19 protein-coding genes are annotated in these 23,227 nt (G+C 68.6%); 7 read left to right on the forward strand and 12 right to left on the reverse strand.

Annotated elements, in window-relative coordinates:
• Nucleotides 1–35: 35 nt before the first annotated feature.
• The 10 genes from AC069I_RS33605 to AC069I_RS33650 all read right to left on the reverse strand — a co-directional run bounded on the left by AC069I_RS33605 (nt 36) and on the right by AC069I_RS33650 (nt 13,347).
• The gene (locus AC069I_RS33605; RefSeq protein WP_478267197.1) at nt 36–3,170 is read right to left on the reverse strand and encodes a TIM-barrel domain-containing protein; all 3,135 of its coding nucleotides are present in this window, start codon (nt 3,168–3,170) and stop codon (nt 36–38) included.
• Nucleotides 3,171–3,365: 195 nt separating this feature from the next.
• Entirely contained in the window at nt 3,366–4,151 is a 786-nt protein-coding gene (locus AC069I_RS33610) for a DeoR/GlpR family DNA-binding transcription regulator (RefSeq protein WP_034316006.1), read from the reverse strand.
• A 126-nt stretch (nt 4,152–4,277) separates the two neighbouring features.
• Entirely contained in the window at nt 4,278–6,134 is a 1,857-nt protein-coding gene (locus AC069I_RS33615; protein ID WP_478267198.1) for a DUF5107 domain-containing protein, read from the reverse strand.
• Nucleotides 6,131–7,198 carry an ABC transporter ATP-binding protein gene (locus AC069I_RS33620; RefSeq protein WP_478229580.1) on the reverse strand — a complete coding sequence of 356 codons (1,068 nt, stop codon included), beginning with the start codon at nt 7,196–7,198 and terminating at the stop codon, nt 6,131–6,133. The genes AC069I_RS33615 and AC069I_RS33620 overlap by 4 nt, the downstream gene beginning before the upstream one ends.
• A 6-nt stretch (nt 7,199–7,204) precedes the next feature.
• Nucleotides 7,205–8,134: a carbohydrate ABC transporter permease gene (locus tag AC069I_RS33625; RefSeq protein ID WP_125682212.1), complete on the reverse strand. Its 930-nt coding sequence runs from the start codon at nt 8,132–8,134 to the stop codon at nt 7,205–7,207.
• A 10-nt stretch (nt 8,135–8,144) separates the two neighbouring features.
• Nucleotides 8,145–9,095, reverse strand: coding sequence for a carbohydrate ABC transporter permease (locus tag AC069I_RS33630; protein ID WP_478229581.1), 951 nt, complete (start codon nt 9,093–9,095; stop codon nt 8,145–8,147).
• Nucleotides 9,095–10,486 (reverse strand): ABC transporter substrate-binding protein, encoded by a 1,392-nt coding sequence (locus AC069I_RS33635; RefSeq protein WP_478229582.1) that lies wholly within the window; start codon nt 10,484–10,486, stop codon nt 9,095–9,097. The genes AC069I_RS33630 and AC069I_RS33635 overlap by 1 nt, the downstream gene beginning before the upstream one ends.
• A gap of 81 nt (nt 10,487–10,567) precedes the next feature.
• A complete protein-coding gene (locus AC069I_RS33640; RefSeq protein ID WP_478232964.1) occupies nt 10,568–11,449 on the reverse strand; it encodes a class II fructose-bisphosphate aldolase in 882 nt (293 codons plus the stop codon).
• A gap of 10 nt (nt 11,450–11,459) precedes the next feature.
• Nucleotides 11,460–12,350: a 1-phosphofructokinase family hexose kinase gene (locus AC069I_RS33645; RefSeq protein ID WP_478267199.1), complete on the reverse strand. Its 891-nt coding sequence runs from the start codon at nt 12,348–12,350 to the stop codon at nt 11,460–11,462.
• 115 nt (nt 12,351–12,465) lie between these two features.
• Nucleotides 12,466–13,347 (reverse strand): SIS domain-containing protein, encoded by an 882-nt coding sequence (locus AC069I_RS33650; RefSeq protein WP_478229585.1) that lies wholly within the window; start codon nt 13,345–13,347, stop codon nt 12,466–12,468.
• A gap of 141 nt (nt 13,348–13,488) precedes the next feature.
• On the opposite strand from AC069I_RS33650, the gene AC069I_RS33655 reads away from it, so the two are divergent.
• From AC069I_RS33655 to AC069I_RS33670, 4 genes are all read left to right on the forward strand, one after another.
• Nucleotides 13,489–14,355 (forward strand): cobalamin-binding protein, encoded by an 867-nt coding sequence (locus AC069I_RS33655; protein ID WP_478229586.1) that lies wholly within the window; start codon nt 13,489–13,491, stop codon nt 14,353–14,355.
• 268 nt (nt 14,356–14,623) lie between these two features.
• On the forward strand, nt 14,624–15,097 hold the full coding sequence (locus tag AC069I_RS33660; RefSeq protein ID WP_340688253.1) for a carboxymuconolactone decarboxylase family protein: 474 nt from the start codon (nt 14,624–14,626) through the stop codon (nt 15,095–15,097).
• Nucleotides 15,098–15,197: 100 nt separating this feature from the next.
• On the forward strand, nt 15,198–15,647 hold the full coding sequence (locus AC069I_RS33665) for a MoaF C-terminal domain-containing protein (protein ID WP_478229587.1): 450 nt from the start codon (nt 15,198–15,200) through the stop codon (nt 15,645–15,647).
• A 389-nt stretch (nt 15,648–16,036) separates the two neighbouring features.
• Entirely contained in the window at nt 16,037–17,482 is a 1,446-nt protein-coding gene (locus AC069I_RS33670) for an APC family permease (protein WP_478229588.1), read from the forward strand.
• On the opposite strand, the gene AC069I_RS33675 is transcribed toward AC069I_RS33670, so the two are convergent.
• On the reverse strand, nt 17,462–18,211 hold the full coding sequence (locus tag AC069I_RS33675; RefSeq protein WP_478229589.1) for a GntR family transcriptional regulator: 750 nt from the start codon (nt 18,209–18,211) through the stop codon (nt 17,462–17,464). The two genes, AC069I_RS33670 and AC069I_RS33675, sit on opposite strands and share 21 nt — an antisense overlap.
• A 109-nt stretch (nt 18,212–18,320) precedes the next feature.
• Here AC069I_RS33675 and AC069I_RS33680 point away from each other — a divergent pair, with 109 nt between their 5' ends.
• Nucleotides 18,321–19,190: a Cgl0159 family (beta/alpha)8-fold protein gene (locus AC069I_RS33680; protein WP_478229590.1), complete on the forward strand. Its 870-nt coding sequence runs from the start codon at nt 18,321–18,323 to the stop codon at nt 19,188–19,190.
• A 20-nt stretch (nt 19,191–19,210) separates the two neighbouring features.
• Nucleotides 19,211–20,695, forward strand: a complete 1,485-nt coding sequence (locus AC069I_RS33685; protein ID WP_478267200.1) for a CoA-acylating methylmalonate-semialdehyde dehydrogenase — start codon at nt 19,211–19,213, stop codon at nt 20,693–20,695.
• Nucleotides 20,696–20,756: 61 nt separating this feature from the next.
• Here AC069I_RS33685 and AC069I_RS33690 read toward each other — a convergent pair whose 3' ends face one another.
• Complete coding sequence (locus AC069I_RS33690; protein ID WP_478267201.1) at nt 20,757–22,145, reverse strand: amino acid permease; 1,389 nt, start codon at nt 22,143–22,145, stop codon at nt 20,757–20,759.
• A gap of 170 nt (nt 22,146–22,315) precedes the next feature.
• Here AC069I_RS33690 and AC069I_RS33695 point away from each other — a divergent pair, with 170 nt between their 5' ends.
• Entirely contained in the window at nt 22,316–23,221 is a 906-nt protein-coding gene (locus tag AC069I_RS33695) for a glutaminase (protein ID WP_478267202.1), read from the forward strand.
• Nucleotides 23,222–23,227: the final 6 nt, after the last annotated feature.

The following is a 23,227-nucleotide window of genomic DNA, read 5'->3' on the forward strand; positions in this document are numbered from 1 at the left end:
GGACGGTTCTAACCGTCCTTACCACTCACGAGAACTCAGCCGATGCCCGCGGCGAAGACGTGCATCGCGCTGTTCGACGGAAGCGTCACCGCGACGACCTCCTTCCCCGCGGTCAACGGGATCGAGTTCGCGAACACCCGGTACGGCGTGGTCGGATACGCCGCCCCCGTACGGGTGTTCTTGCCCATCACGGACGCCACCGTGGTCGCGCCGTACTGGGCGGGATCCGCGCAACACCAGTTGGGGAAGCCGAGTTCGGCCTGGCTCGTGCTGCCATCGGCGTAGCGGACGACAACGGTGCCCTTCGCCGTGCCAGTACCGGTTCCGGCCAGCACGAGCTTCGCCCCGGTACCGCGCACCGCGATGGTCTGTCCGGACGCGAGGACGTTGTCCTTCTGCCCGGTACCGGTTTGCGGCCAGGTCAGCTGAGCACCGAGCGCGGAGAAGCCCGCGCCGGACTTGAGACCGGCTTCGGCGAGGCCTTCCGCCCGGAAACTGCTGCCGCCGCCGTCGATGTCCCCCACCGCGACGTGGGCCGCGTCGGTAACGCCGACGTTGCCGTAGGCCGCGGCCAGCGAAGCGTGCGGGACGGTGACCGTCACCGAGTCGGTGACCCGGTTCTCCCCGAGCCGCGCCTGGTACGACGCCGACGCGGTGAGCTGGTAGTCGTCCGGTTTGATCCCCGCGTCCGGCGTCACCTTCACCGGCACCCGTACGGTCTCGCCGGGCATCACCAGTCGCGGCCCGGCAGGCACCTCGGCGCGGAATCCGTTGGCCGGCAGGGAGAACTTGACGTTCCGGACCGGTAGAGGAGTGCCGTTGGTGAAGCTCAACGTGCCGTTCGCGGTCTGCCCAGGACCGGCGACCGCCGGGACGGACAGGGTGACCGAGCCATTGCGATCCTCCGGGAAGATCCCACCGACCGCGCTCGTGCCGAACAGGCGGACGTCCTGGCGGTCACCGGCGCCGATCTTGCCGGTCTTGACCCGCACGACCCCGCCGGCGGCCGGGTCGAACCACCAGCCCGACGCCGCCGCGTCCAGTTCGGCCCTGCTGCCGTACTGCCGCAGGATCGAGGTCCCGGCCAGAACCGTCGCGGGCCTGCTTCCCGTGTGGACTGTCAGCTGGTAGTTCCGCGACGCGGGCTTCCCGGCGTAGGAACCGGAACTGGCGCCGATCCCGACCGTGACCGTGCCCAGGCCGGACGTCGGCGCGTCGACGGTGAACGTCTGCTTCGCCTGGTCGCCGTTCTTGTACGCCCTGGTCACGCCGTCGTCCTCGGTGAGCGTGAACGAACCCTTGCCCTGCGGGTAGACGTCGAGGTCGAGCACGCCCTTGTCCCTGGTCTGCCACGACTTCGTGCCCTCGGCCCACATCGGCACCACGGCCCCGGCGCGGACGAACAGCGGCAGCGTGTCGAGCGGCGCGTCGTAACCGTCCACAGTGGTCGGACCGGTGTAGGTCTTGCCGCTCCAGTAGTCGACCCAGGTGCCCTTCGGCAGGTAGATGCCGTTGCGCACGGTCGAGTTCTCGTACACCGGCGCGACCAGGAAATCCTTGCCGGACAGGAACTCGTACTTCGCCTTGTCGCCCCAGACGTTCGGGTCGTCCGGGTACTCGAGCGCCAGCGGGCGGACCTGGCCGACGCCGGTCTTGTGCGCCTCCACCGAATGGCTGTAGGTGTAGGGCAGCAGCCGCTCCTTGAGCAGCAGGTACTTGCGGTTGATCGAGGTGTACGGCTCGCCGTAGCGCCACGGCTGCTTGTCCGACGCGGCCCAGCCGTCCATCGTCATCGAGACCGGCAGGAACGCCTTCCACTGCAGGTCGCGGACGTAGGTCTGCGGGCTGCCGCCGAAGATGCCGTCGATGTCGCCGGTGTTGTACGCGATCCCCGACGTCGTGGCGCCGGCGTAAGTCGGGATCTGCCACTTGATGTAGTCGTAGGAACCGGCCTGGTCGCCGCTCCACAGCACGCCGCAGCGCTGGGCGCCCGCCCAGCTGACCGGTGTCCAGACGAAACCGCGCGCGTCGCTGTTGTCCTCGATGCCCTTGTGCGCGGTGTCGCACGCGTCCAGCGCGAACTGGTATCCCGGGCCGACCCACGCGACGTCCAGTTTGCGGACCCGGACCCCGGCCTTGACCTCCTCGACCTGGTTCGGCACGCCGTCCTCGGTCCACAGCCCGAGTTGCATGTTGTTCTTGCGGAGGCCTTCGCCGGTCTGCTGGAGGTTTTCGTATCCGCAGCCGTAGCCGTCGTTGACCAGCATCCAGCCGTTCGGCATCCCGTGCTCGGTGTACCCCTCCGCGACCTTCACCGCGTCCAGGGTGTGCCGCTCACCGCGGTTGGCGTTGTGCAGGTAGCAGTCGGCGTCACCGTGTTCGAGACCGTAGAGCGGTGGCAGGAAAGGCTTCCCGACCAGATCGGTGTAGCCGGAGATGACGTCCTTGAGCCCGTCGCCGACGACGTACGTCGCGTCGAAGCGGCGCTCGTCGTGCGTGGTGCGCACCGGCTCGGTGAAGGCGTAGGTGCCTTGCGCGAAGGTGTTGCGCAGCACACCGTATCCCGCCGTGGAGGCGTAGAACGGCTGCGAATTCGGGGCCCCGCCGTCGTTCCAGTTGTAGTCGGCGAAGATCCGGATCGTCTGGTCGCGGTGGCTGAAGCGGCCGTTCTGCTCGCCGCCGCCGACGAACTGCTCGGTCGCGGTTCGCGCCAGGGTCTGCGTGGTCTGTTTGCCGGTCCAGGACAGCGGTGCCGACTCCTCCCAAAGCCGCTTGCGGTCCGCGCCGTCGTACAACGCGAGCCGCAACGGGTTCTTGTACGCCCGCAGCGTGGCCTTGGCCGTGGAGACCGCCCAGTAGTCCCCCTTGTCGGTCCTCTTCGGCGTGACCGGGTCACCCGTGCGCGGCAGCACGATCTTGCTCCCGGCCGGATCGGTGAACGTGCCGTCCGGCGCCAGCCAGACCCGGACGGCGCCTTCGGCCGGGAAGCTGACGCGCACCGCGGCGCTTCCCGAATTCAGGGTGACCATGGCGCCGTCGCCGGAGATCCCGGTCAGATCGCCCAGCTTGCCGGATGCCGCCGCGGCCGGATCGGCGTGCGCGGCGACCGGGGAAAGCCCGAGTAAGGCCACTGCGGCCAAACAACTCAGGGATTGCGCAACTCTGCTCATTCGAGACACCTTTCGCGCATGAATACGCAAGATGGTCTCTGTATAGCGCACGGTTCGCGCAAAGTCATCCGCCGAAGCGGTGCTGCCGACTTTCGTCGGGTCGCCGAAGATCCTTATTTCACAAGGAGTGCGCAAAAGACGTGAAGGCCCCCTTCCCTACCCTCAAGGTAGGGAAGGGGGCCTTCACGGACTTGGTCAGACCGCCTGGACCTCGACGCCGGCGGCCTCGAACGCCCGCAGCACCTTCGGATCGGCGTTGGAGTCGGTCACCAGCGCGTGCACCTGGGGAGTCGCGCAGATCCGCGCGAACGCGCGGCGGCCCAGCTTCGATCCGTCGGCGACCGCGACGACGCGTTCCGCCCGCTCGACCATCAGCCGGTTGATACTCGCCTCGCCCTCGTGATGCGCGAAGGCGCCGGCGTCGGCATCGAACGCGTCGACGCCGAGGAACAGCAGGTCGATCGTGAGTTCGCTGAGCACGCGAGTCGCCAGCGGACCACTGAGCTCGAACGATTGCGGACGCGCGACCCCGCCGGTGACCACGATCTTCACATGCGGCCGGACCGCGAGTTCGTGCGCGATGTTCAGTGCGTTGGTGACCACCGTCAGCCCGGGCGAATCACGGAGACCGGCCAGATCGGACCGCGTGGCCAGCGACCGCGCGACGCCGGCCGTGGTCGTCCCGCCGTTGAGGCCGACCACCATGCCCTGCGCGACGAGCGCCGCCGCGGCGACGCTGATCCGCTGCTTCTCGGGCACGTGCCGCGCGGTCTTGTACCGCAGCGGCAGGTCGTAGGCGAGATCGTTGGCCACCGCACCACCTCGGGTGCGGGTGAGCAACTGCTGCTCCGCCAGGTGATCGAGGTCGCGCCGGATCGTGGCCGCGGAGACGTTCAGCTCCTCGGCCACGTCCTCGACGTCGATCTTTTCCCGCTGCCCCAGCAGGTCCAGCAGGGTGCTCAGCCGTTCGTGCCGGGCCATCGGCGCCACTCCTAGCTCGCTGCGGCCTATCGCGCATGACGTTGCGCTGTTGGCCACTGTTTCGAGCAGTATGCTGCATCGCGGTTGTCCGCCGCGAGCGGCATACCGGTCGAGCGGCCCGGCCGGTCACTTCATCCGGAAGTCGTGCTCTTCCGGCAGCGGTTCCTCGGAAACCGCTGCCCAGGTGTCGGACAAGGACGTTTCCCCTTCCCTGATGTTCACGACCTCGAAACCGGTGTCGTACACGGCCTTGGCGCCGGCGACGTCGCCGAGGGCGAGCCGGGTGCGGGCGGTCAGCAGGGCGATCCGCCCCTCCACGGGCAGCCCGTCCAGCAGCTCGCTCGCTTCGTCCGGGAGCCCCGCGGCGAGTTGCGCCGCGATGGCCTCGACGACCAGAGGACGCAGTGACGGCGCGAGGGCGACCGCGCGCCGGTACAGCCAGGCGGCTTCGTGCCCGGCCGTGACGACCGCGAGATTCCGCAGCGCCCAAGGGTTCTCGGCCGCCGAGACGGACTCGCGCCAGGCGCCGACCGCGTCCGAATGCCGTCCGGCCGCCCAGTGCGCGACACCGCGGTGGTACCAGGTCAGCCAGTTCTTCGGCGCGTACTCCATGAGATCCGCCCAGTACCGGTTCACCAGCGTCGGCGGCGGCACCGCGAGCGGATCACCGTCCGGCGGCGTCCCGTCGAGCAACGCGAGCCACGGCTCCTGCTCCGGCCCGAGCGACTCGTCCGGGAACGGCGTGCCGGGCAGGCACATCGGCGCGCGCCGGTTCTCCAGCGCGCCCCAGCCGGAACCGGTGGCCAGGAAGGATTCCGGGGTGACGTCGGCGATCTTCCGCCAGTCGCCGTGGTACTCGTCCAGGGCTTCCGCCGACGGCAGACCGGCGGCCACAGCCTCGCGCGCCGTCGCCCAGTCTTCCCCTTGCACCGCGGCCGGATCCGCGGCGACCGGACCGTAAGCCTCCAGCCAGTCCCAGCTCTCCCCCGGCGGCAAGCGCAAGTGCTCCAACTGGGTGCGAGCCAGCCCGGCCTGGATCTCCAGGTAGCCGCCGGCGCCGGGAGCCAGCCACTCCTGCCAGCGGCGTCCACCGGTGGACTCGCCCCACAGGAACAGCTTTCGACCGCGCAACCGACCAGTGGACGACTGCGCCAGCCCCGTACCGTCAGCCTCGACAGCAGCGACCCACGGCCTTCCGGCCACCTCGAAGAAGTAGTCCGCCGCGGCCTCGGCACGAGCCGGATACGTGAGCTCGCCGGGCACGTCGACCAGGTCGAGCCGCCCCGAATAGCCGTAGTGCCAAGCCTGGGTCGCGGGCGCCAGCACTCGGGTGCCTTCGTTCTGTGGCACCGCGATGTTCGACCACCAGTACACCGGGACGTCGTAGGGATGCGGGTTCCGCACCCGCACGGCCACGAGCAGGTGATCCGAGCCGTCGGGCAGCCAGAAGTCGATCTGGTACGGCAGGTCGCGGGTGCGTTCCCACTCCCACAGCCGCAGCACCGGCGTGCCGTCCGGGCCCTCGATCTCCGCGGCGAACATCGGTTCGCAGGTCAGCGTCGTATGCCCGGTGCTCCCGAGGTTCCACTCGACACCACCCGCGAACCACGCGTCCCGTAAAGCGAGGTTCGCGGGCTGGAACACCGGATTGCGGTAGAGCAGTTCGCGGCCGGACGGCTTGTGGACCAGCGAGTACAGCCGCCCGCCCAACGAAGGCAGCACCGTGGCGCGCAGCTTGTCGTTCTCCAGCACCAACGCCGGGAGCTCGCGTTCCGTGCGCTCGCGGGTGTAGGCGTCCTGCAGCAGGCACGGCAACGGCGTGTCCAGGCGGCCGTAGCCGATGTTCTCCGCCAGATCCGGCGGCAGCTCATCCACATTGGACACCTTCGCCACCGCTTCGGGCTTCCGGAGCGGCGGCAACGGGTTCTCCGGCCCCAGCTCGGCGGCCGGGAGCACCAGCCCGGTGCGGTACAGGCGGGTCATGCGTCCGGGAGCCGATCGCCGGTGGCGGCGTCGAACAGGTGCACCGCGCCCGGTTGCGGCGTCAGGAAGATCGGTTCGCCGCGCTGCCAAGGGGCCATGCCCGGCGTGCGGACTGTCAGCACGCGGTCGCCGTCCCGGCAGTACAGGTACTGGTCGCTGCCCAGTTCCTCGACGACCTCGACGACGGCCTCGAAACCGCCGTCCCCGATCGTCCAGCCCTCGGGCCGGACACCGGCGACGATGCCGGGGCCGGTCAGCGCCGAACGCTGGGCCGGGGTCAGCGGCAGCCGCGTACCCCCGGCGACGGCGCCGTCGCTGTCCACAGTGGTCTCCAGCAGGTTCATCGCGGGCGAGCCGATGAACCCGGCGACGAACACGTTGACCGGCTTGGCGAACAGCCCGACGGGGGTGTCGCACTGCTGCAGGATCCCGTCCTTCAGCACGGCGACCCGATCCCCCATGGTCATCGCCTCGACCTGGTCGTGCGTGACGTACAGCGTCGTGATGCCCAGCCGCCGCTGCAGGGAGGCGATCTGGGTCCGGGTCTGCACCCGGAGCTTGGCGTCCAGATTGGACAGTGGCTCGTCCATCAAGAACACACTGGGCTCGCGCACGATCGCCCGGCCCATCGCGACGCGCTGCCGCTGCCCGCCGGACAGCTTCGCGGGTTTGCGGTCCAGGTAATCGGTCAGGTCGAGCACGGCCGCGGCCTCGCGTACCTTGCGTTCGCGTTCGGCCTTGGCCATCTTCGCCAGCTTCAAATGGAAGCCGATGTTCTCCCCCACCGTCATATGCGGGTAGAGCGCGTAGTTCTGGAACACCATCGCGATGTCCCGGTCCTTCGGCGGCAGTTCGGTGACGTCGCGGTCGCCGATGTGAATGGAGCCGTCGTCGACGCCCTCCAGCCCGGCGAGCATCCGCAAGGTGGTCGACTTCCCGCAGCCGGACGGGCCGACCAGCACCAGGAACTCGCCGTCGGCGACCTCGAGGTCGAGTCCGTCGACCGCGGGGCGTTCGACTCCGGCGTAGAACCGGGTGGTGTCGGAGAAGGTCACGGTGGCCATCAGGTCCTACTTTCCGGCGCCGAGGGTCAGGCCGGTGATGATCCGGCGGGCGAGCACGAGGTAGAGCACGAGCATCGGGAGCACGACGATCGCCACCCCGGCGATCAGGCCGCCGTACTCCGACTGGTAGCTCGCGGCCCCGTAGAAGGTGAAGAGCGCGCGGGAGAGCGTGAAGTGCGCCTGGTCCTTGAGGAACACGATCGCCAGCAGCGTCTCGTTCCACAGGCCGATGGCGTTCAGCGTCAGCGCGGTGATCATGCCGCCGCGGGTCAGCGGCAGCATGACCGAGAAGAACGTGCGCGTCGGCGACGCACCGTCGAGCGCGGCCGCCTCCTCCAGCTCGTCCGGCAGCGACCGGAAGAACCCCGTCATGAGGAACACCGTGAACGGGATCGACAGCGCCACGTACAGCACGAACAGGCCGTACTCGTTGTCCAGGTGCACTTTGCTGAGCACCACGAACAGCGGGATGATGACCGTCTGGAACGGCACGCCCATCCCGATCGCGACGACATTCGTCATCGGGCCGGCACCGCGGACACCGAGCCTGGTCAGGGCGTACGCGCAGGGCGCCGAGACGGCGACGGTCACGACCGTCGCCAGCCCGACCAGGAGCACGGTGGTCAGCACGGCTTGCCCGAAGCCGGCGTTGTTCCAGGCGTAGATGAAGTTCCGGAACGGCTTGCCGACATGGAACCACTGGTACGGCAGGGCGAACGGCTTGGTGAAGATCTCCACCGGTGTCTTGAACGACGCCGTGAGCAGCCAGTACAGCACCAGGATGTTGCCCGCGGTGAACAGCCACACGATCGTGGAACCCAGTACCCGCAACGGGCTGAACCGCTTGGAGCCGGGCGCCGGACGCGGTTTGCGTGGCGGCTTGCGCACCGGTTTCGGCGACGGGCGCGCAGGCGCCTCGACGTCGGTGACGGACATGTGATCTCCCTCAGAACTGGATCGCGTCACGGCGCATCAACCGGCGGAGCAGGACGACGAGCACGGACACCAGTGCGATCATCGCCACCGCGCAGGCACACGCGGCACCGAAGTCCGGTGTGCCGTTCGAGCCGAAGGTCCGGTCGAACACGTAGATCCCCAGCGTCCACGCCTCGTTGGGCGGGGCGTAGGTGCCCGGACCGGCGAGTACGAACACCAGCTCGAAGATCTTGAGCGCGTTGATCGTCCACAGCACCCCGGCGACACCGACGACGTCCCAGGTCATCGGCAGCGTGATGTTCTTGAACTTCTGCCACGGCGAAGCGCCGCCCAGCTCTGCGTCCTCGTAGAGATACGGCGGGATGCGGTCGACCGCGGCCATCAGGATGGTGATGTAGAAACCCGAGCTGGCCCAGATCAGCGAAGCCGTCACCACACCGGTCACATTGGACGGTGCGAGGAACTTCGCCGCGTCCGCGCCGAGGCTTTCCAGCACGTAGTTCGCCAGGCCCTGCTTCCCCGGCTGGTACTTGAAGACGAAGCCGAGGAACATGCCGAGCGCGACCGGCGCCACGATGTTCGGGAAGAACAGGATCGCGCGGACGATCTTGCCGCCCTTCATGTCCCGCAACACCATGGTGAACAGGAACGCCAGCGCGAACGTGCCGATCCCGCCGAGGAACACGTAGATCAGCGTGTTGCGGAAGGCGTACTGGAACGAGTCGCTCGCCCACATCTGCGTGTAGTTGGTGACGCCGTTGGGTTCCGGCGTGTCCCCCGCGCCGGCCCAGCTGGTGAAGCTCAGCACGACGGTCGCGATCGTCGGCAGGACCAGGAAGGCCAGGTACAACACCAGCGCCGGCGCGGCGAACGGCCAGAACAGCCGTTTCTTGCGACTCAGGTGCGCCCCGGCCTTCACGGCCCGCGCCGGCGGTGTCGCCGGAGTCGTGACTGTCGCCATCAGCCCTGGTTCTTCCAGAATTCGGCGCCCTTGGTGGCGAGCTGGTCCACGAACTGCTGCGGGGTGATCTGGCCCTTCAGCAGCGCGATGTCGGCGGGGTCGAAGACGTCGGTCTGCCATTTGCCGCCGGCGATGCCGTCGATCCCGTCGTACTGCAGGACGTGCTCCTTCTTCGGGTCGTCCAGCGCGGCCTTGACCTGCTTGAGGTCGTCCGGCACGGCGAGGTCGGCGCGCGGCACGAGGTTGTCGGCCACGATCGGGATGCCGGCGAGCAGGTCCTTGTTGAGGAAGTAGGCGATGAACGCCTTGGCCGCCTCGGCGTGCTTGGCCTTCTTGGTCACCGAGAAGCCGATCGACATCTGCTCGACGGTGTCGTGCGTGGCGCCTTCGGGCATCGGGAACTGGAAGGAGCCGTAGTTGATCTTCGTCCCGGCTCCCTGCTTGTCCAGGTATTCACGGGTCTCGCTCGGCGCCCAGCTGCCGACGTAGAGGAACCGGGAATCGCCGTCGGCCCAGCGCTGCTGCACCTGCGGGAACTTCGCCGCGTCCCAGCCGTCGATGAAGTACTTGGGCAGCTTCGCGGTTTCGGTGGCCGCCTTGAGGAAACCGGGCTCGGTCTTCCACGCCTGGCCGGTCTTGTCGGTGGCGGCCTTGTAGAGCCCGCCCGCGCCGACGTACCGCTCGGCGAGCTGGGTGTAGAAGTACATGTTGTAGAACGGGATGTCGCCGTCGAGGCTGATGGCGGCCTTGCCGTCGGCCTTGGCCTTGTCGAACAGGCCGATCAGCTCGTCCATCGTCTTCGGCTGCTGGATGTCGCCGGCGGTGTCCTTGTTGAACCACCACGCGCTCGACTGGATCGTGTACGGGACCATGAAGTTGTGGCCCTCGCGGTCCTTGTTCTGCGGGAAGTCGTACGAGCTTGGCGAAAGTACGTCCTTGACGGTCTTGTCGCCCTCGCCGACCTTCATCGCGAACACGTCGTCGACGCTCTGCGTGCCGCCCGGCGTCATCACCGCCGCGCCGACCTTGCTGACGTCCTGGTCGAACAGGTCCGGTACCGCGTCGGTGTTCAGCGCGGGCACCAGGTTCTGGGTGTAGGCCTTGCGGCCCAGCCACTGCACGTCGACCTTGACGCCGGTCTTCTCCTGGAAGCATTTGAAGGCCTTCTGGAGGACCTTGCCCTGCGGCTCGTCGGCCGTCCACATCGACCAGTACGTGAACTCCTTGTCCGTCACGGGTTTCACCCCCGCCTCCGGACAGGGCGCGTTGAGGAACTGGTCGACGCCCGGGAGCGCGTTCTCGCCGGTGCCACCGGCCACGTCCCCGCCGCCGCATCCCGCGAGCAGGAGCGCCGCCCCTGCCGTCAATGCCGTGAGCCTGCCTACCCGCATCCGCCACCACCTGGATCGAAGATCACACAAGTTCTGCTTGTTGTTGCGCAGTTTTGTGAGGTTTCGCGCACATGTCAACAGTCAATCGCGCAAAGTCTGCTCAATCGTCACCTTGACCGGTTCAACCTGATCAAGCTTGAGCACTCCCAGCAGTCGCCGCACCTCGACGGCGACCGCGGCGCGCCCGGCACCGAGGTATTTCCGGGGGTCGACGCGCTCCGGATGCGCACGCCAATCCTCCGCCGCGGCCGCGGTGAACACCTTGTTGAGCTGGGTGGCGATATTGATTTTCGTCATCCCCGCTCGCACGGCTTCGGCCAGCCCGTCGTCGGGCACGCCGGACGAACCATGCAGTACCAGCGGTACCGGCACCCGCTCCCGCAGCCTTGCGATCAGCTCGAAGTCCAATGCGGCGTCACGGGTGAGCATGGCGTGCGAACTGCCCACCGCCACCGCGAGCGCGTCGACCCCGGTGGACGCGACGAACTCCGCCGCCTCGTCCGGATCCGTGCGCGCGCCGGGTGCGTGGACGCCGTCCTTGCCCCCGACCTCCCCGAGTTCGGCCTCCACCCACACGCCGTGGTCGTGGCAGTACGCGGCGACTTCGCGGGTCGCACGCACATTGTCGGCGTAGTCCAGTTTGGACGCGTCGAACATGACGGAGCCGAAGCCGAGCGCGACCGCCTCGCGGACGAGGTCGGCCGATTCGGCGTGGTCGAGATGCACCGCGACCGGCGTGTCCGCACTCCTGGCCATGGCCAGCGCCGCCGCGCCGACCGGCGCCAGCGAGCCGTGGTACTTCACGGCGTTCTGGCTCAGCTGCACGATCACCGGCGCTTCCGCCGCGGCCGCGCCGTCGACGATGGCGGTGAGGTGTTCGAGCTGGATCGCGTTGAACGCGCCGCAGCCGCGCCTGGCCACCGCGGCGGCTCCGACGATTTCCCCGGTTCCCACCAGAGGCATGGCAGTTCTCCTAGTCCGGGCGGGCGCGCACGGCGACCAGCCCCTGTTCGGCTTGGTAGTGCGCCAGGTCGACGTCGCCGGCGAGCGGGCCGAGCACGGCCGCCCCGGACAACGCGACGGCACGGCGCAGGATGTCCGGCCACGGTTCGACGCGGCTGAGCCCCAGCGCCAGTGCCGCGACGACGGCGTCACCCGCGCCAGTGGTGTTGCCGCGGAGCACAGTGGACGGCGCCGCGTGCCAGGTGCCGGATCCGGTCACCGCCAGCAGTCCCTCGGGCCCCAGCGAGACGACGACGGCGCCCGCCCCTGCCTTGCGGAGTTCGGCCGCGGCGGCCACCGGGTCACGCAGGCCGGTGACCTCGCGCAGCTCGTCCGTGTTCGGTTTGACCACGGTCGGCTTCCCGGCCAGTCCGGCGAGCAGCGCATCGCCGGAAGTGTCCAAAATGGACGGTGCGTCACTGAAGAGCCCGGCGTATCCCCCGGCTCCCGGCGGCAGGCTGCCCGAGCAGACGAGCACGTCCGGCTTCCGAGCCCGGACGGCCGCCGCAAGCGCTTGCCATTCGTCCCCGGTGAGCCGTGGCCCTGGCTCGTTGAGCAGCGTGACCGATCCGTCGCCCGCGAGAACCGTGGTGGTGCGCCGGGTTTCGCCGCCGATCGGAACGACGCCCGCCGCGATGCCCGCCGCCGCGAGATCACCCACGACGGCGGCTCCCGTCGAGCCACCGGCCGTGAAGATCGCGCGGACGTCGGCACCGAGCGTGTGCAGCACGCGGGCGACGTTGACGCCCTTGCCGCCCGCCCGATACCGCACGTCCCGCACCCGGTGCACGTCACCGGGCCGCAGACCGTCCACTGTGTACGTGACGTCCAGCGCGGTGTTCGGCGTGACGGTGACGATCACGGCGACCTCATTGTCTGTCGGTGAACCCGCGACCGCGATAGCGGGGCCTTCGGCCGGGGCGAGTTCACGCGTCCGGTCACTTTTCCGAATACCTCACAGCTCCGCCAACGGGCTTTCAGGTCAGGACGACGGAACGGGTGAGGCTGCGGGGGTTGTCCGGGTCGAGTCCCTTGCGGGCGGCGATGGCCCCGGCGACACGCTGCGCGCGGACCAGATCCGCCAGCGGGTCCAGGCCGCTCTCGACGAACAGGCCGCCCGCGCGGGCGACGTCGTCGGCCAGCCCTTCCGGCGCCTGCCCGAACATCCAGGTCACCCGGCCGGGTTCGCTGATGCTGATCGGCCCGTGCCGGTAGTCCCAGGCCGGGTACGACTCGGTCCACAGCAGGCAGGCCTCGCGGAACTTGAGCGCGGCCTCGTTCGCGATGCCCACGGACCAGCCGGTGCCGAGGAAGCTGAACTGCTCCGCGGCGACGAGTTCGTCGGGCAGCGGTTCGGCGAGTACGCGTTCGGCCTGGTCGGCGACCACGGTCAGGTCTTCGCCGAGATGGGCGCGCAGCATCGCCAGCGCCGTCGTGGCGAACCGGGTCTGCACGACCGAGCGCTCGTCCACCACGGAGAGGTCGACGATCGTGTCCGCGGCGGTCTCGATCTCGCGCGGCACGCCGGTGATCGCGATGGTCGGCGTCTTGCCCCGGAGCTTCGCCAGCAAGGCGTGGACCTCGGTCGTCGTACCCGACCTGGTCAGCGCCACGACGTGGTCGTAAGTCCGGACGGACGGGAACTCGGACGCGGCGAAGGCGTCGGTCTCGCCGTGCCCGGCGGACTCCCGGAGGACGGCGTACGCCTGGCCGATGAACCACGACGTGCCGCAGCCGACGATCGCGACCCGCGCGCCCGGCGGCGGCAGCAGGTCACTGTTCGCCGAGGCCAGCGCCGCCGCTTCCCGCCAGCAGCCAGGCTGGCTCGCGATCTCCGCCGCCATGAAGGTCCCGCTCATGAACTCCCCATCCGTGCCAGTTGTGCGCAATACCTGTCACGTTAGGTGCAGTTTTGTGCAACGTCAATGCTCTGTTAGCGCACTTTCACGCATTTGCCCCGCGCGGATGTGCAGGATGGACGGGTCGCCTACCGTGGGCGGATGCGGATCGTCTCGCTGCTCCCCGCCGCGACCGACTTCATCGCGACCCTCGGGCTCCTGCCGTCTCTGGCCGGCCGGACCCACGAATGCGACTGGCCACCCGGCGCGCTGGACGACGTCCCGGTGGTCACGAGCAGCACGATCGACCACGACGTGCTGTCGAGCCGGGAGATTTCGGCGGCCGTCGGCGGCGAGCATCGCGGTTCGGCCCTGTACTCCCTCGACGCCGCGCTGCTCGCGGAGGCCGAACCCGACGTCGTGCTCACACAGGACCTCTGCGACGTCTGCGCGGTCTCCTACCGGCAGGTCTCGGAGACCGTGCGCACGCTGGACGGCGACACGCGGGTGGTCAGCCTCGAACCGCGAACGCTCGACGGCGTCTTCAGCTGTTTGGCCACGCTCGGTGAGGTACTGGGTGTTCCCGAACGTGCGGCTTCCGAGGCTCGTCTTCTCCGGGAACGCTGGGAGGCCGTCCGGGGCCGCGTCGCGGGACGACCGCGGCCGAAGGTGGCGGCCATCGAATGGCTCGACCCGCTCTGGCCGGCCGGGCACTGGGTCCCGGAGCAGATCGAGGCCGCCGGTGGCGTCCCTCTGCTCGCCGCCGCGGGCGAACACACTCGCCCCATCACCTGGGACGCTGTCGCCGAGGCGCGACCCGACGTGCTGCTGCTCATGCCCTGCGGCTTCCCGCCGGAGCGGACCGAGGCGGAATTACCGCTGCTGACCGGTTTGCCGGGCTGGGACGACATCCCGGCCGTGCACATCTTGGACGGACCGGCCTACTTCAACCGGCCAGGCCCGCGCGTCGTCGACGGCGCCGAGATCCTCGCCGATCTCCTTCACTCCCCTTCGCCGCCCACAGATTGAAGCCGACGGCCACGGCCAGCGCGGCGCACCAGATCGCCGGATATCCCGGCGACCAATGCCGGATCAGGGCGATCAGCCCCACGATCAAGCAGAGCCCGGTCCCGACCGCGGTGAACAGCGAGACGGCGCTGGCCAGACGGTTGCCCATGCCCGGCGGGTACCCCATCGCCGGGCGGCGAATCCCGCGTGACCGGCGTCACGCCGAAGGCTGTCACAACCTCTCCAGCCCGCTCGTCATGTGTGCAGGAACCGACGGAGAGGAAAGATCATGGAACCGCGCGTCAACCTGTTCGAGAACGAAGTCATCCTCAAGTACGTCAAGCGTCTCGGCGCCGCGAACCGTCCGATCGAGGAATCCTCGCTGCCGCACGCGACCCAGGAACTGGTGAAGCTGCGCGCCAGCCAGATCAACGGCTGCGGCTTCTGCACCGACATGCACAGCAAGGACGCCGCGCACGCCGGCGAGACCTCGGTGCGGCTCAACCTGGTCGCAGCCTGGCGGGAAGCGAATGTCTTCACCGAGGCGGAGCGGGCGGCCTTGGCGCTCACCGAGGAGGGCACCCGCATCGCCGACGCGCACCACGGTGTCAGCGACGAGACCTGGGCGCAGGTGCGCAAGCACTACGACGACGAGCAGATCGGTGCCCTGATCGCGCTGGTCGCCACGATCAACGCGTACAACCGGCTCAACGTCATCGCCCGGACGCCTGCGGGCGACTACCAGCCCGGCATGTTCGACTGATCCTCGCGTTCACCGACAACAGGATCGCTTCGCCGGACAACGATCGAGCTGCTTCGGGCTGCTAAACCTGCGGATACCAGCGATCCGGAGGTTTCAGCCCGTGCAACTCGACGTCCGCTTCTTCCCCGTGACCGGGACCCATCCGCTCACCACCGACCTCGTCGGGCTCCGCGCGAACTTCCACTACGGCTCCGGGAACGTGCTGGAGCAGCACTACGCGGACCGGACGACGATGATCTGGACCGGCGTTTCCGGTGATTTCGCCGGTGTCCGGCAGAAGGAGGCGACACTGCGCGTCTTCGAAACCGGCCCGGCGCAGTATTTCGTCACCTGGTACGAGACCGGGACCGTCGCGACGGCCGCGCACGGCGAAGTCTTCGACGGTGGCTATCCCATCGCGGTGATGGCCGACTTCGGCCGTCTGGTCGCGACCGCCGCCTACACGAATCCGCGCGAGGACGGCGGCCAGTATTTCCTGGTCGATCAGGCGACCATCGAAATCCTGGACAAGCCGCACGGATGGCCTTCCTTTCCCGAACCGCGGTCGTGAGTGATAGGGACGGTTCCAACCCAATGCCACGTAGCTCAAGTTGATCTTGGATGGGGGTCTTGATCGTAAGCGGGAGGATTGCCGCAGGTTACGCGCTCGGCTGCCCTGGCCGACAGGAGCCGACACTTTCGCTGACCCAATGTCTGATTGATGCCTGGATGGGCGATTTCACGAGGGGGTCGTGAGTGGCGTTTCGGGTTAGAACCCGAAACGCCACTCACGACCAACCCGACCCACCACCAGGGCCGAAGGGGTTCTAGAGACACGACGCCCCGCCACCGACAGCCGGCAGGCCAGGCGCTGACGAACAAGCGCCGCGCACGCAAAGGCAAAGCCCGGCGCCCCCACCGCTCCCATACTGGCCGTCCAGCCGAGACGAGGAGCACCGCATGAGCCGAGACGACACGTCGCTCGCCAAGAACGTACTGGGCGTGCCGGGCATCGTCTTCCTCGTGCTCGCCGCGGTCGCGCCCTTGACCGGGATGATCGTGATCGCGGCCATCGGCATCGCGGTCGGGAACGGCGGCGGCATGGTCGCGGCGTTCCTGCTGGCGACAGTCGTTCTGCTGCTGTTCGCCGTCGGTTACGCGCAGATGTCGCGGGTGCTCACCAGCGCGGGCGGCTTCTACGCCTTCGTGGTCAAGGGGCTGGGCAGGACGCCGGGTCTCGTCGCCGGGTTCGTCGCGATGCTCGGCTACAACTGTTTCGTCGCGGGCGCGATCGGCACGAGCGGGTTCTTCACCTCCACGGCGATCGACGACGTCTTCGGCCTGAAACTCGATTGGCTGTTCTGGAGCGCGCTTTCGGTCGTGCTGGTCCTCTTGCTCAGCCGCCGGGGAATCGCGGTCAGTGCGAAAGTGCTGGGTGTCTCGCTGATCCTCGAAGTGTCGATCCTGCTGATCATGGACTTCAGCGTGCTGTTCCGGCACGGCTTCTCGTTCGCCGCGTTCAGCCCGTCCGTGGTGTTCCAGGGGGCGGGCGGTCTGGCGTTGTTGTTCGCCGCCAACGCTTTCATCGGGTTCGAGGCGACGGCGCTGTTCGGCGAGGAGGCCAAGGATCCCCAGCGGACGATCCCCCGGGCGACCTACATCGCGATCGGGTTCATCGGGGTGTTCGCCGCGTTCACGACCTGGGCCGTGGTCAGCGCGATCGGCGCCGAGCAGGCGCAGGACGTGGCCGCCGCACACCTGTCGAGCGGGGACCTCGTGCTGTCGGTCGCGCAGGAGTATCTCGGCGGCCCGTTGACGAAGGTGATGTTGCTGCTTCTGGTGGTCAGCCTGTTCGCGGCGCTGCTGGCGCTGCACAATTCGGCCACCCGCTATCTGTACGCGCTGGGCCGGGTCGGCGTGCTGCCACGGCTGCTGGGCAAGACCAGCCCGCGCAACGGCGCGCCGCGCTACGCCTCGATCGCCCAGTTGGTCTTCGGTTCGTTGGTGGCGCTGGCGTTCCGGCTCGCCGGGCTCGACCCGGTCGCCGATCTCACCGCGAGCATGACCGGCTTCGGCACGCTCGGGATCCTCACTCTGCAGTTGTTCGCGGCGGTGGCGATTCTGGTCTACTTCCGCCGGACGCGGGATCACCGGGTCGCGAAGACGCTGATCGCCCCCGGGCTGGGCGCGGTGGGGCTCGGGCTGATCGTGACGCTGGCGATCCTCAACTTCCCGACACTCGTCGGCTCGAGCAACGGCGTCGTCCCGCACCTGCCGTGGCTGCTCCTGGTGGTCGCGCTGGCCGGGCTCGCGCTCGCCGGCTGGCTGCGGCGGTTCCGTCCTTCGGTGTACGCGGCCTTGGAGACCGACCTGGAACGCGAACCGTCAGACGTTGTTGGTCAGTGAGAGGTTGAACGAGTAGCGCGACGCGCGGTAGACGTGCCATCCGTACTCCACGACCTTGCCCGAGTCGTCGTAAGTGGTGCGGCGCATGGTGAGCAGGGCCGCGCCCGGCTCCTCGTCCAGCAGTTCGGCGTCCTCCTCGGTCGCCTGCCGGGCCCCCACGTTCTGCTGGGCGGCGTGCAGACGGACACCGGCCGAGCGCAGTAGCTGGTAAAGGCCCTTGTCCCGCAGTTCGTCGTCGGCCGGGGCGATCAGGCCGTCGGGCAGGTAGTTGTTCATGATCGCCAGCGGCTCGCCGCCCGTCGAACGCACCCGCTTCAGCCGCCGGACGTGGGTCAGGCCCGGTGTCTCGAGATGCTCGATCGCGTCGTCGCCCGCGGGTTCGATCCGGTTGACGAGGACGACGGACTCCGGCTTGTCGCCGAGTTCGCTGAGGTCGTCGAAGAGGCTGCTCAGCCGGAGCGGCCGCGCGACCTTGGTGCGCACGACCTGCGTGCCGACACCGCGTTTGCGGACGAGCAACCCCTGGTTGACCAGTGACTGGATCGCCTGGCGGATGGTCGGCCGCGACAGGTGCAGACGCGCGGCCAGATCGAGCTCGTTGTCGAGCCTGGCGCCGTTCGGCAGCCTGCCGTCTTCGATGGCGGCGCCGATCTGCCGGGCGACCTGCGAATACAGCGGCTCCGGACCGTTCGGATCCACCACGATCTCGCCGGGCGCCCAGGGTTTCATGCGCGGAGCCTACCGCGACCGGCCACTATGACCTTATGTCCATATGTCTTGACAAAGTCTCACGCCGCTTGCGATGGTCGCAGGACCACGCGAGCCGGGAGGTACGAAGTTGTCGGACACAGTGCGCCGGATCGTCACCGCGCGGGTGCGCGATCCGGGGGCCGTCGCGGTGGCCGCCGCGACCCGCGTCCGGGCGAAGTCGCCCTTCAACGACAAGGGCCGCACGATGATCATCGCCGCGGACCATCCGGCTCGCGGCGCGAACGGAGTCGGCTCCGACCCGCTCGCGATGGCCGACCGCGGCGAACTGCTCGACCGCCTCGGCCTGGCGCTGGAACGTCCCGGGGTCACCGGCGTGCTGGCGACGCCGGACATCCTCGACGACCTGCTGCTCCTCGGCGCCCTCGACGGCAAGACCGTCATCGGCTCGATGAACCGCACCGGACTCGCGGGATCGAGTTTCGAGATCGACGACCGGTTCGCCTGCTACGACGCCGAAACGATCGAGCGGATGCGGTTCGACGGCGGCAAGACGCTCACCAGGATCTGCCTGACCGACCCGGCGACGCCGAGCGTCCTCGAGAACACCGCGAAGGCGGTCAACGACCTGGCCGACCGGAAACTGATCGCGATGGTCGAGCCGTTCCTCGCGGACTGGGTCGACGGACGGCTCCGCACCGACCTCTCCCCCGACTCCGTGATCCGCTCGATCACGATCGCCTCCGCACTCGGCCGCTCGTCGGCCTATACGTGGCTGAAACTCCCGGTGGTGAAGGACATGGAGCGCGTGCTGGCCGCCTCGACGTTGCCCGCCGTCCTGCTGGGCGGCGAGGTCAAGGATCCCGACGCCGCGTTCGCCGCCTGGCAACGCGCGCTCGCGCTGCCGACCGTGCAAGGCCTCGTGGTCGGCCGGTCCCTGCTCTACCCGCACGACGGCGACGTCGCCAAGGCCGTCGACACGGCCGTCGGACTGCTGTGAACACCTGTGGAGGACAACGCGTGAAGACCATCGACCACTGGATCAACGGCGCCGCGACCACGGCGGGCTCCACCCGGACCTCCCCGGTGTACGACCCGGCAGCGGGACGCGCACGGGCGGAGGTGCTTCTCGCGGAACCGTCCGATGTGGACACCGCGGTGGCCGCCGCGGGGAAGGCGTTCGAGTCGTGGGGTGATTCGTCGTTGTCACAGCGGACGAAAGTGATGTTCGCCTTCCGCGAGCTGCTGGTGAAGCACGAGGACGAACTCGCCCGGATCATCTCCGCCGAGCACGGCAAGGTGATCGACGACGCGCGCGGCGAGATCGTCCGCGGGCGCGAGATCGTCGAGTACGCCTGCGGGATCGCCGACGCGCTGAAGGGCGGATTCTCCGACCAGGTCTCGCGGGACGTGGACGTGCACGACTTCCGGCAGCCGCTCGGGGTGGTCGCCGGGATCACGCCGTTCAACTTCCCGATCATGGTGCCGCTGTGGATGCACCCGATCGCCATCGCGGCGGGCAACACGTTCGTCCTCAAGCCCAGCGAGCGGGTCCCGTCCGCGTCCCGGCTGGTCGCCGAGCTGTACGCCGAGGCGGGGCTTCCGAACGGCGTGTTCAACGTGGTCAACGGGGACAAGGTCGCGGTCGACGCGATCCTGGAGTATCCCGATATCGCCGCCGTGTCGTTCGTCGGGTCCACCCCGATCGCCAAGTACGTCCACGAACGCGCGACGGCGTCCGGCAAACGCGTGCAGGCGCTGGGCGGGGCCAAGAACCACGCCGTCGTCCTGCCCGACGCCGACCTGGAATACGCCGCGAACCATCTCACGGCGGCCGCGTTCGGTTCGGCCGGGCAGCGCTGCATGGCGATCTCCATCGGTGTCGCCGTGGGGTCGGCCGGTGACGGGCTGATCGAGATCCTCGAGCGCAAGGCCGCCGAGATCAAGGTCGGCCCCGGCCACGAGGCGGGAAACGACATGGGTCCGGTGGTCACGGAGGCCGCGCGACGACGGGTGATCGACTCCGTCACCCTCGGCGCGGAACAGGGCGCGACCGTGGTCGTCGACGGGCGGGAGCTGCGGGTCGCCGGGCACGAGGACGGGTTCTTCGTCGGACCGTCCCTTTTGGACCATGTGACCACCGAGATGGCCGCCTACCGCGACGAGATCTTCGGCCCGGTGCTCGGGATCGTGCGGGTGTCCACGCTGGACGAAGCGATCGCGCTGATCAACGCGAACCCGTACGGCAACGGGACCGCGGTGTTCACCGGCAGTGGCGAGGCGGCGCGGCGGTTCCAGCGGGAGGTGAAGGTCGGGATGATCGGGGTGAACGTGCCCATCCCGGTGCCGATGTCGTACTACTCCTTCGGCGGCTGGAAGGACTCCCTCATCGGGGACAGCCCGATCCACGGCCCGGCGGGCGTCCGGTTCTACACGCGGGCGAAGGTCGTCACGACGCGGTGGCCGCACTCCGCCGCCGGTTTCCACTTCCCGACCTCCAGCTGATCACCGCATTTCGTCCTCTGAATGCGGCAACGCATTCAGAGGACGAAATGCGGGTCATCAGTCAGCGCACCTCTTGCCGCTGTCGTTTCCCGACGATCCGCCAGCCGACCGCCAGTACCACGACCAGGACCGGGATCGAGTAGAAGGCGATCTTCTCGGCACCGTCGGAGAAGCCCATCAGGACGACCACCAGCGCGAGGAAGCCCAGCGTCGCCCAGCCGCTGTAGGGCGCCCAAGGCATCCGGTAGGACGACCTTTCCAGCTCGCCGCGCAGCGCCGCCTGACGCAGCCGCATCTGGCAGAAGATCAGGGTCGCCCAGGTGGTGATCACGCCGAGCGAGGCGATCGCGATGGCGATGTCGAAGGCGTCCTTCGGCACCAGGTAGTTGAGCACCACGCCCAGCACGTACGCGCCCGAGGTGAACAGGATGCCGCCGTACGGCACGTGGCGGCCACTCATCCGGCCGACGAACTTCGGCGCCTCACCCTTGTCCGCGAGTGCGCGCAGGATGCGGCCGGTCGAGTAGAGCCCGGAGTTGCAGCTGGACAGCGCGGCGGTGAGCACGACCGCGTTCATCACGTCGCCGATGCCCGGGATCCCGAGCCTGCTGAACACGGTGACGAACGGGCTCTCGCCGCCGTTGTAGAAGGGCCACGGCAGGAGCATCGCCAGCAGCAGCACGGATCCCACGTAGAACACGCCGATCCGCCAGACGACCCCGTTGATGGCCTTCGGCAGCACCTTGCGGGCATCCTTGGTCTCGCCGGCGGCGATACCGACGACCTCGATCGCCGAGTACGCGAAGATGACCGCCTGCAGGGTCATCAGCGCGATGCCGATGCCGGCCGGGAAGAATCCATTGTGGGCGGTCAGGTTGTGCACGCCCGCCGTGGTGCCGCCGATGTCGGCGCTGGTGAGCACCAGGCCGGCCGCGGTGACCAGGAAGACCACGATGGCCAGCACCTTGACCACCGAGAACCAGAATTCCAGCTCGCCGAACAGTTTCACCGAAAGCAGGTTCACCAGGATCAGCACACCGAGCGCGACCAGGGCGGTGATCCACTGCGGCACTTCGGGCAGCCACTTGTGCACATAGATGGCCACCGCGGTGATCTCCGCGATCCCCGTCATCGCCCAGTTCACCCAGTACATCCAGCCGGAGGCGAAACCCGCCCACGGCCCGATGAACTTGCGGGCGTAGGTGACGAAACTGCCGGAAGTCGGCTCGTGCAGCACGAGCTCACCGAGAGCGCGCATCACGAAGTACGCGGCGATACCGCAGAGCGCGTACGACAGGACCAGAGACGGCCCGACCTGGTGGAGCTTGCCACCGGCACCGAGGAACAGCCCGACGCCGATCGCGCCGCCGATGGCGATCATCTGCACTTGGCGGTTGCCCAGTGCTTTTGAGTAGCTTTCACCTTTTTCGGTGAGCAGCGAGGAATCCATGGTTGCCAGACGCTAGAGCGTGTGCGGCAGGTCACCAACGGTGCTAAGGAAGACTTAAGGTGTGCGGACCGTCACTCTGGTGGTTTTACCGGAATTTCCCTTTTCGATTTGACAAGTTCGCCGGCGAACCCCGATCTTCGCGCGCGAAGGAGCGCTTCTACGCTACAGCCGTGGACCTCGCAGCGCTGCTGGACCGGATCGCCGACGACGTCGCGCCGGAGATCGGCCGCGGCTTCGTCGCGGACTACATCCCCGCCCTGGCCAGGGTCGAACCCGGACGGTTCGGCATGGCGGTGGCCGAAGTGGACGGTGGGGTGCACGGCGTCGGCGACTGGGAGACGCCGTTCTCCATCCAGAGCATGTCGAAGGTCTTCACCCTGGCGCTCGCGCTCTCCCACGGCGACGGGGTGTGGGAACGGGTGGGCCGCGAGCCGTCCGGCAACCCGTTCAACTCGCTGGTCCAGCTGGAGAACGAGGACGGGATCCCCCGCAATCCCTTCATCAACGCCGGCGCGCTCGTGGTGACCGACGAACTGGCGCACCACGGCGACGCGGCGGAGACACTGCTTCGGTTCCTCCGCGAGGAAAGCGGCCGCGCCGACATCGGGATCGACGCCGAGGTGGCCGCGTCGGAGGCCGCCCACGCCGACCGCAACCGCGCGCTCGCGTATTTCATGGCGTCGTACCGGAACATGCGTCATCCGGTGCCCGCCGTCCTCGATCAGTACGTGCGCCAGTGCTCGATCGCGATGAACTGCGGCGACGTCGCGCGCGCTGCGGTATTCCTCGCCCGACACGGCGTGTGCAACGACGGTTCCAGGCTGCTCGAGCGGAGCGCGGCCAAGCGGGTCAACGCGGTGATGCTGACTTGCGGCACCTACGACGCCGCGGGCGAATTCGCCTATCGTGTCGGGCTTCCCGGCAAAAGCGGGGTCGGCGGCGGCATCGTCGCGATCGTCCCCGGCCGGTGCGCGATCTGCGTGTGGAGCCCGGGACTGGACCCGCGCGGCAACTCCGTGGCGGGTGTCGCGGCGCTGGACCGGTTCACCACCCTGACCGGCTGGTCGATCTTCTGATCGGTT

Source organism: Amycolatopsis sp. NPDC043885 (assembly GCF_056435685.1).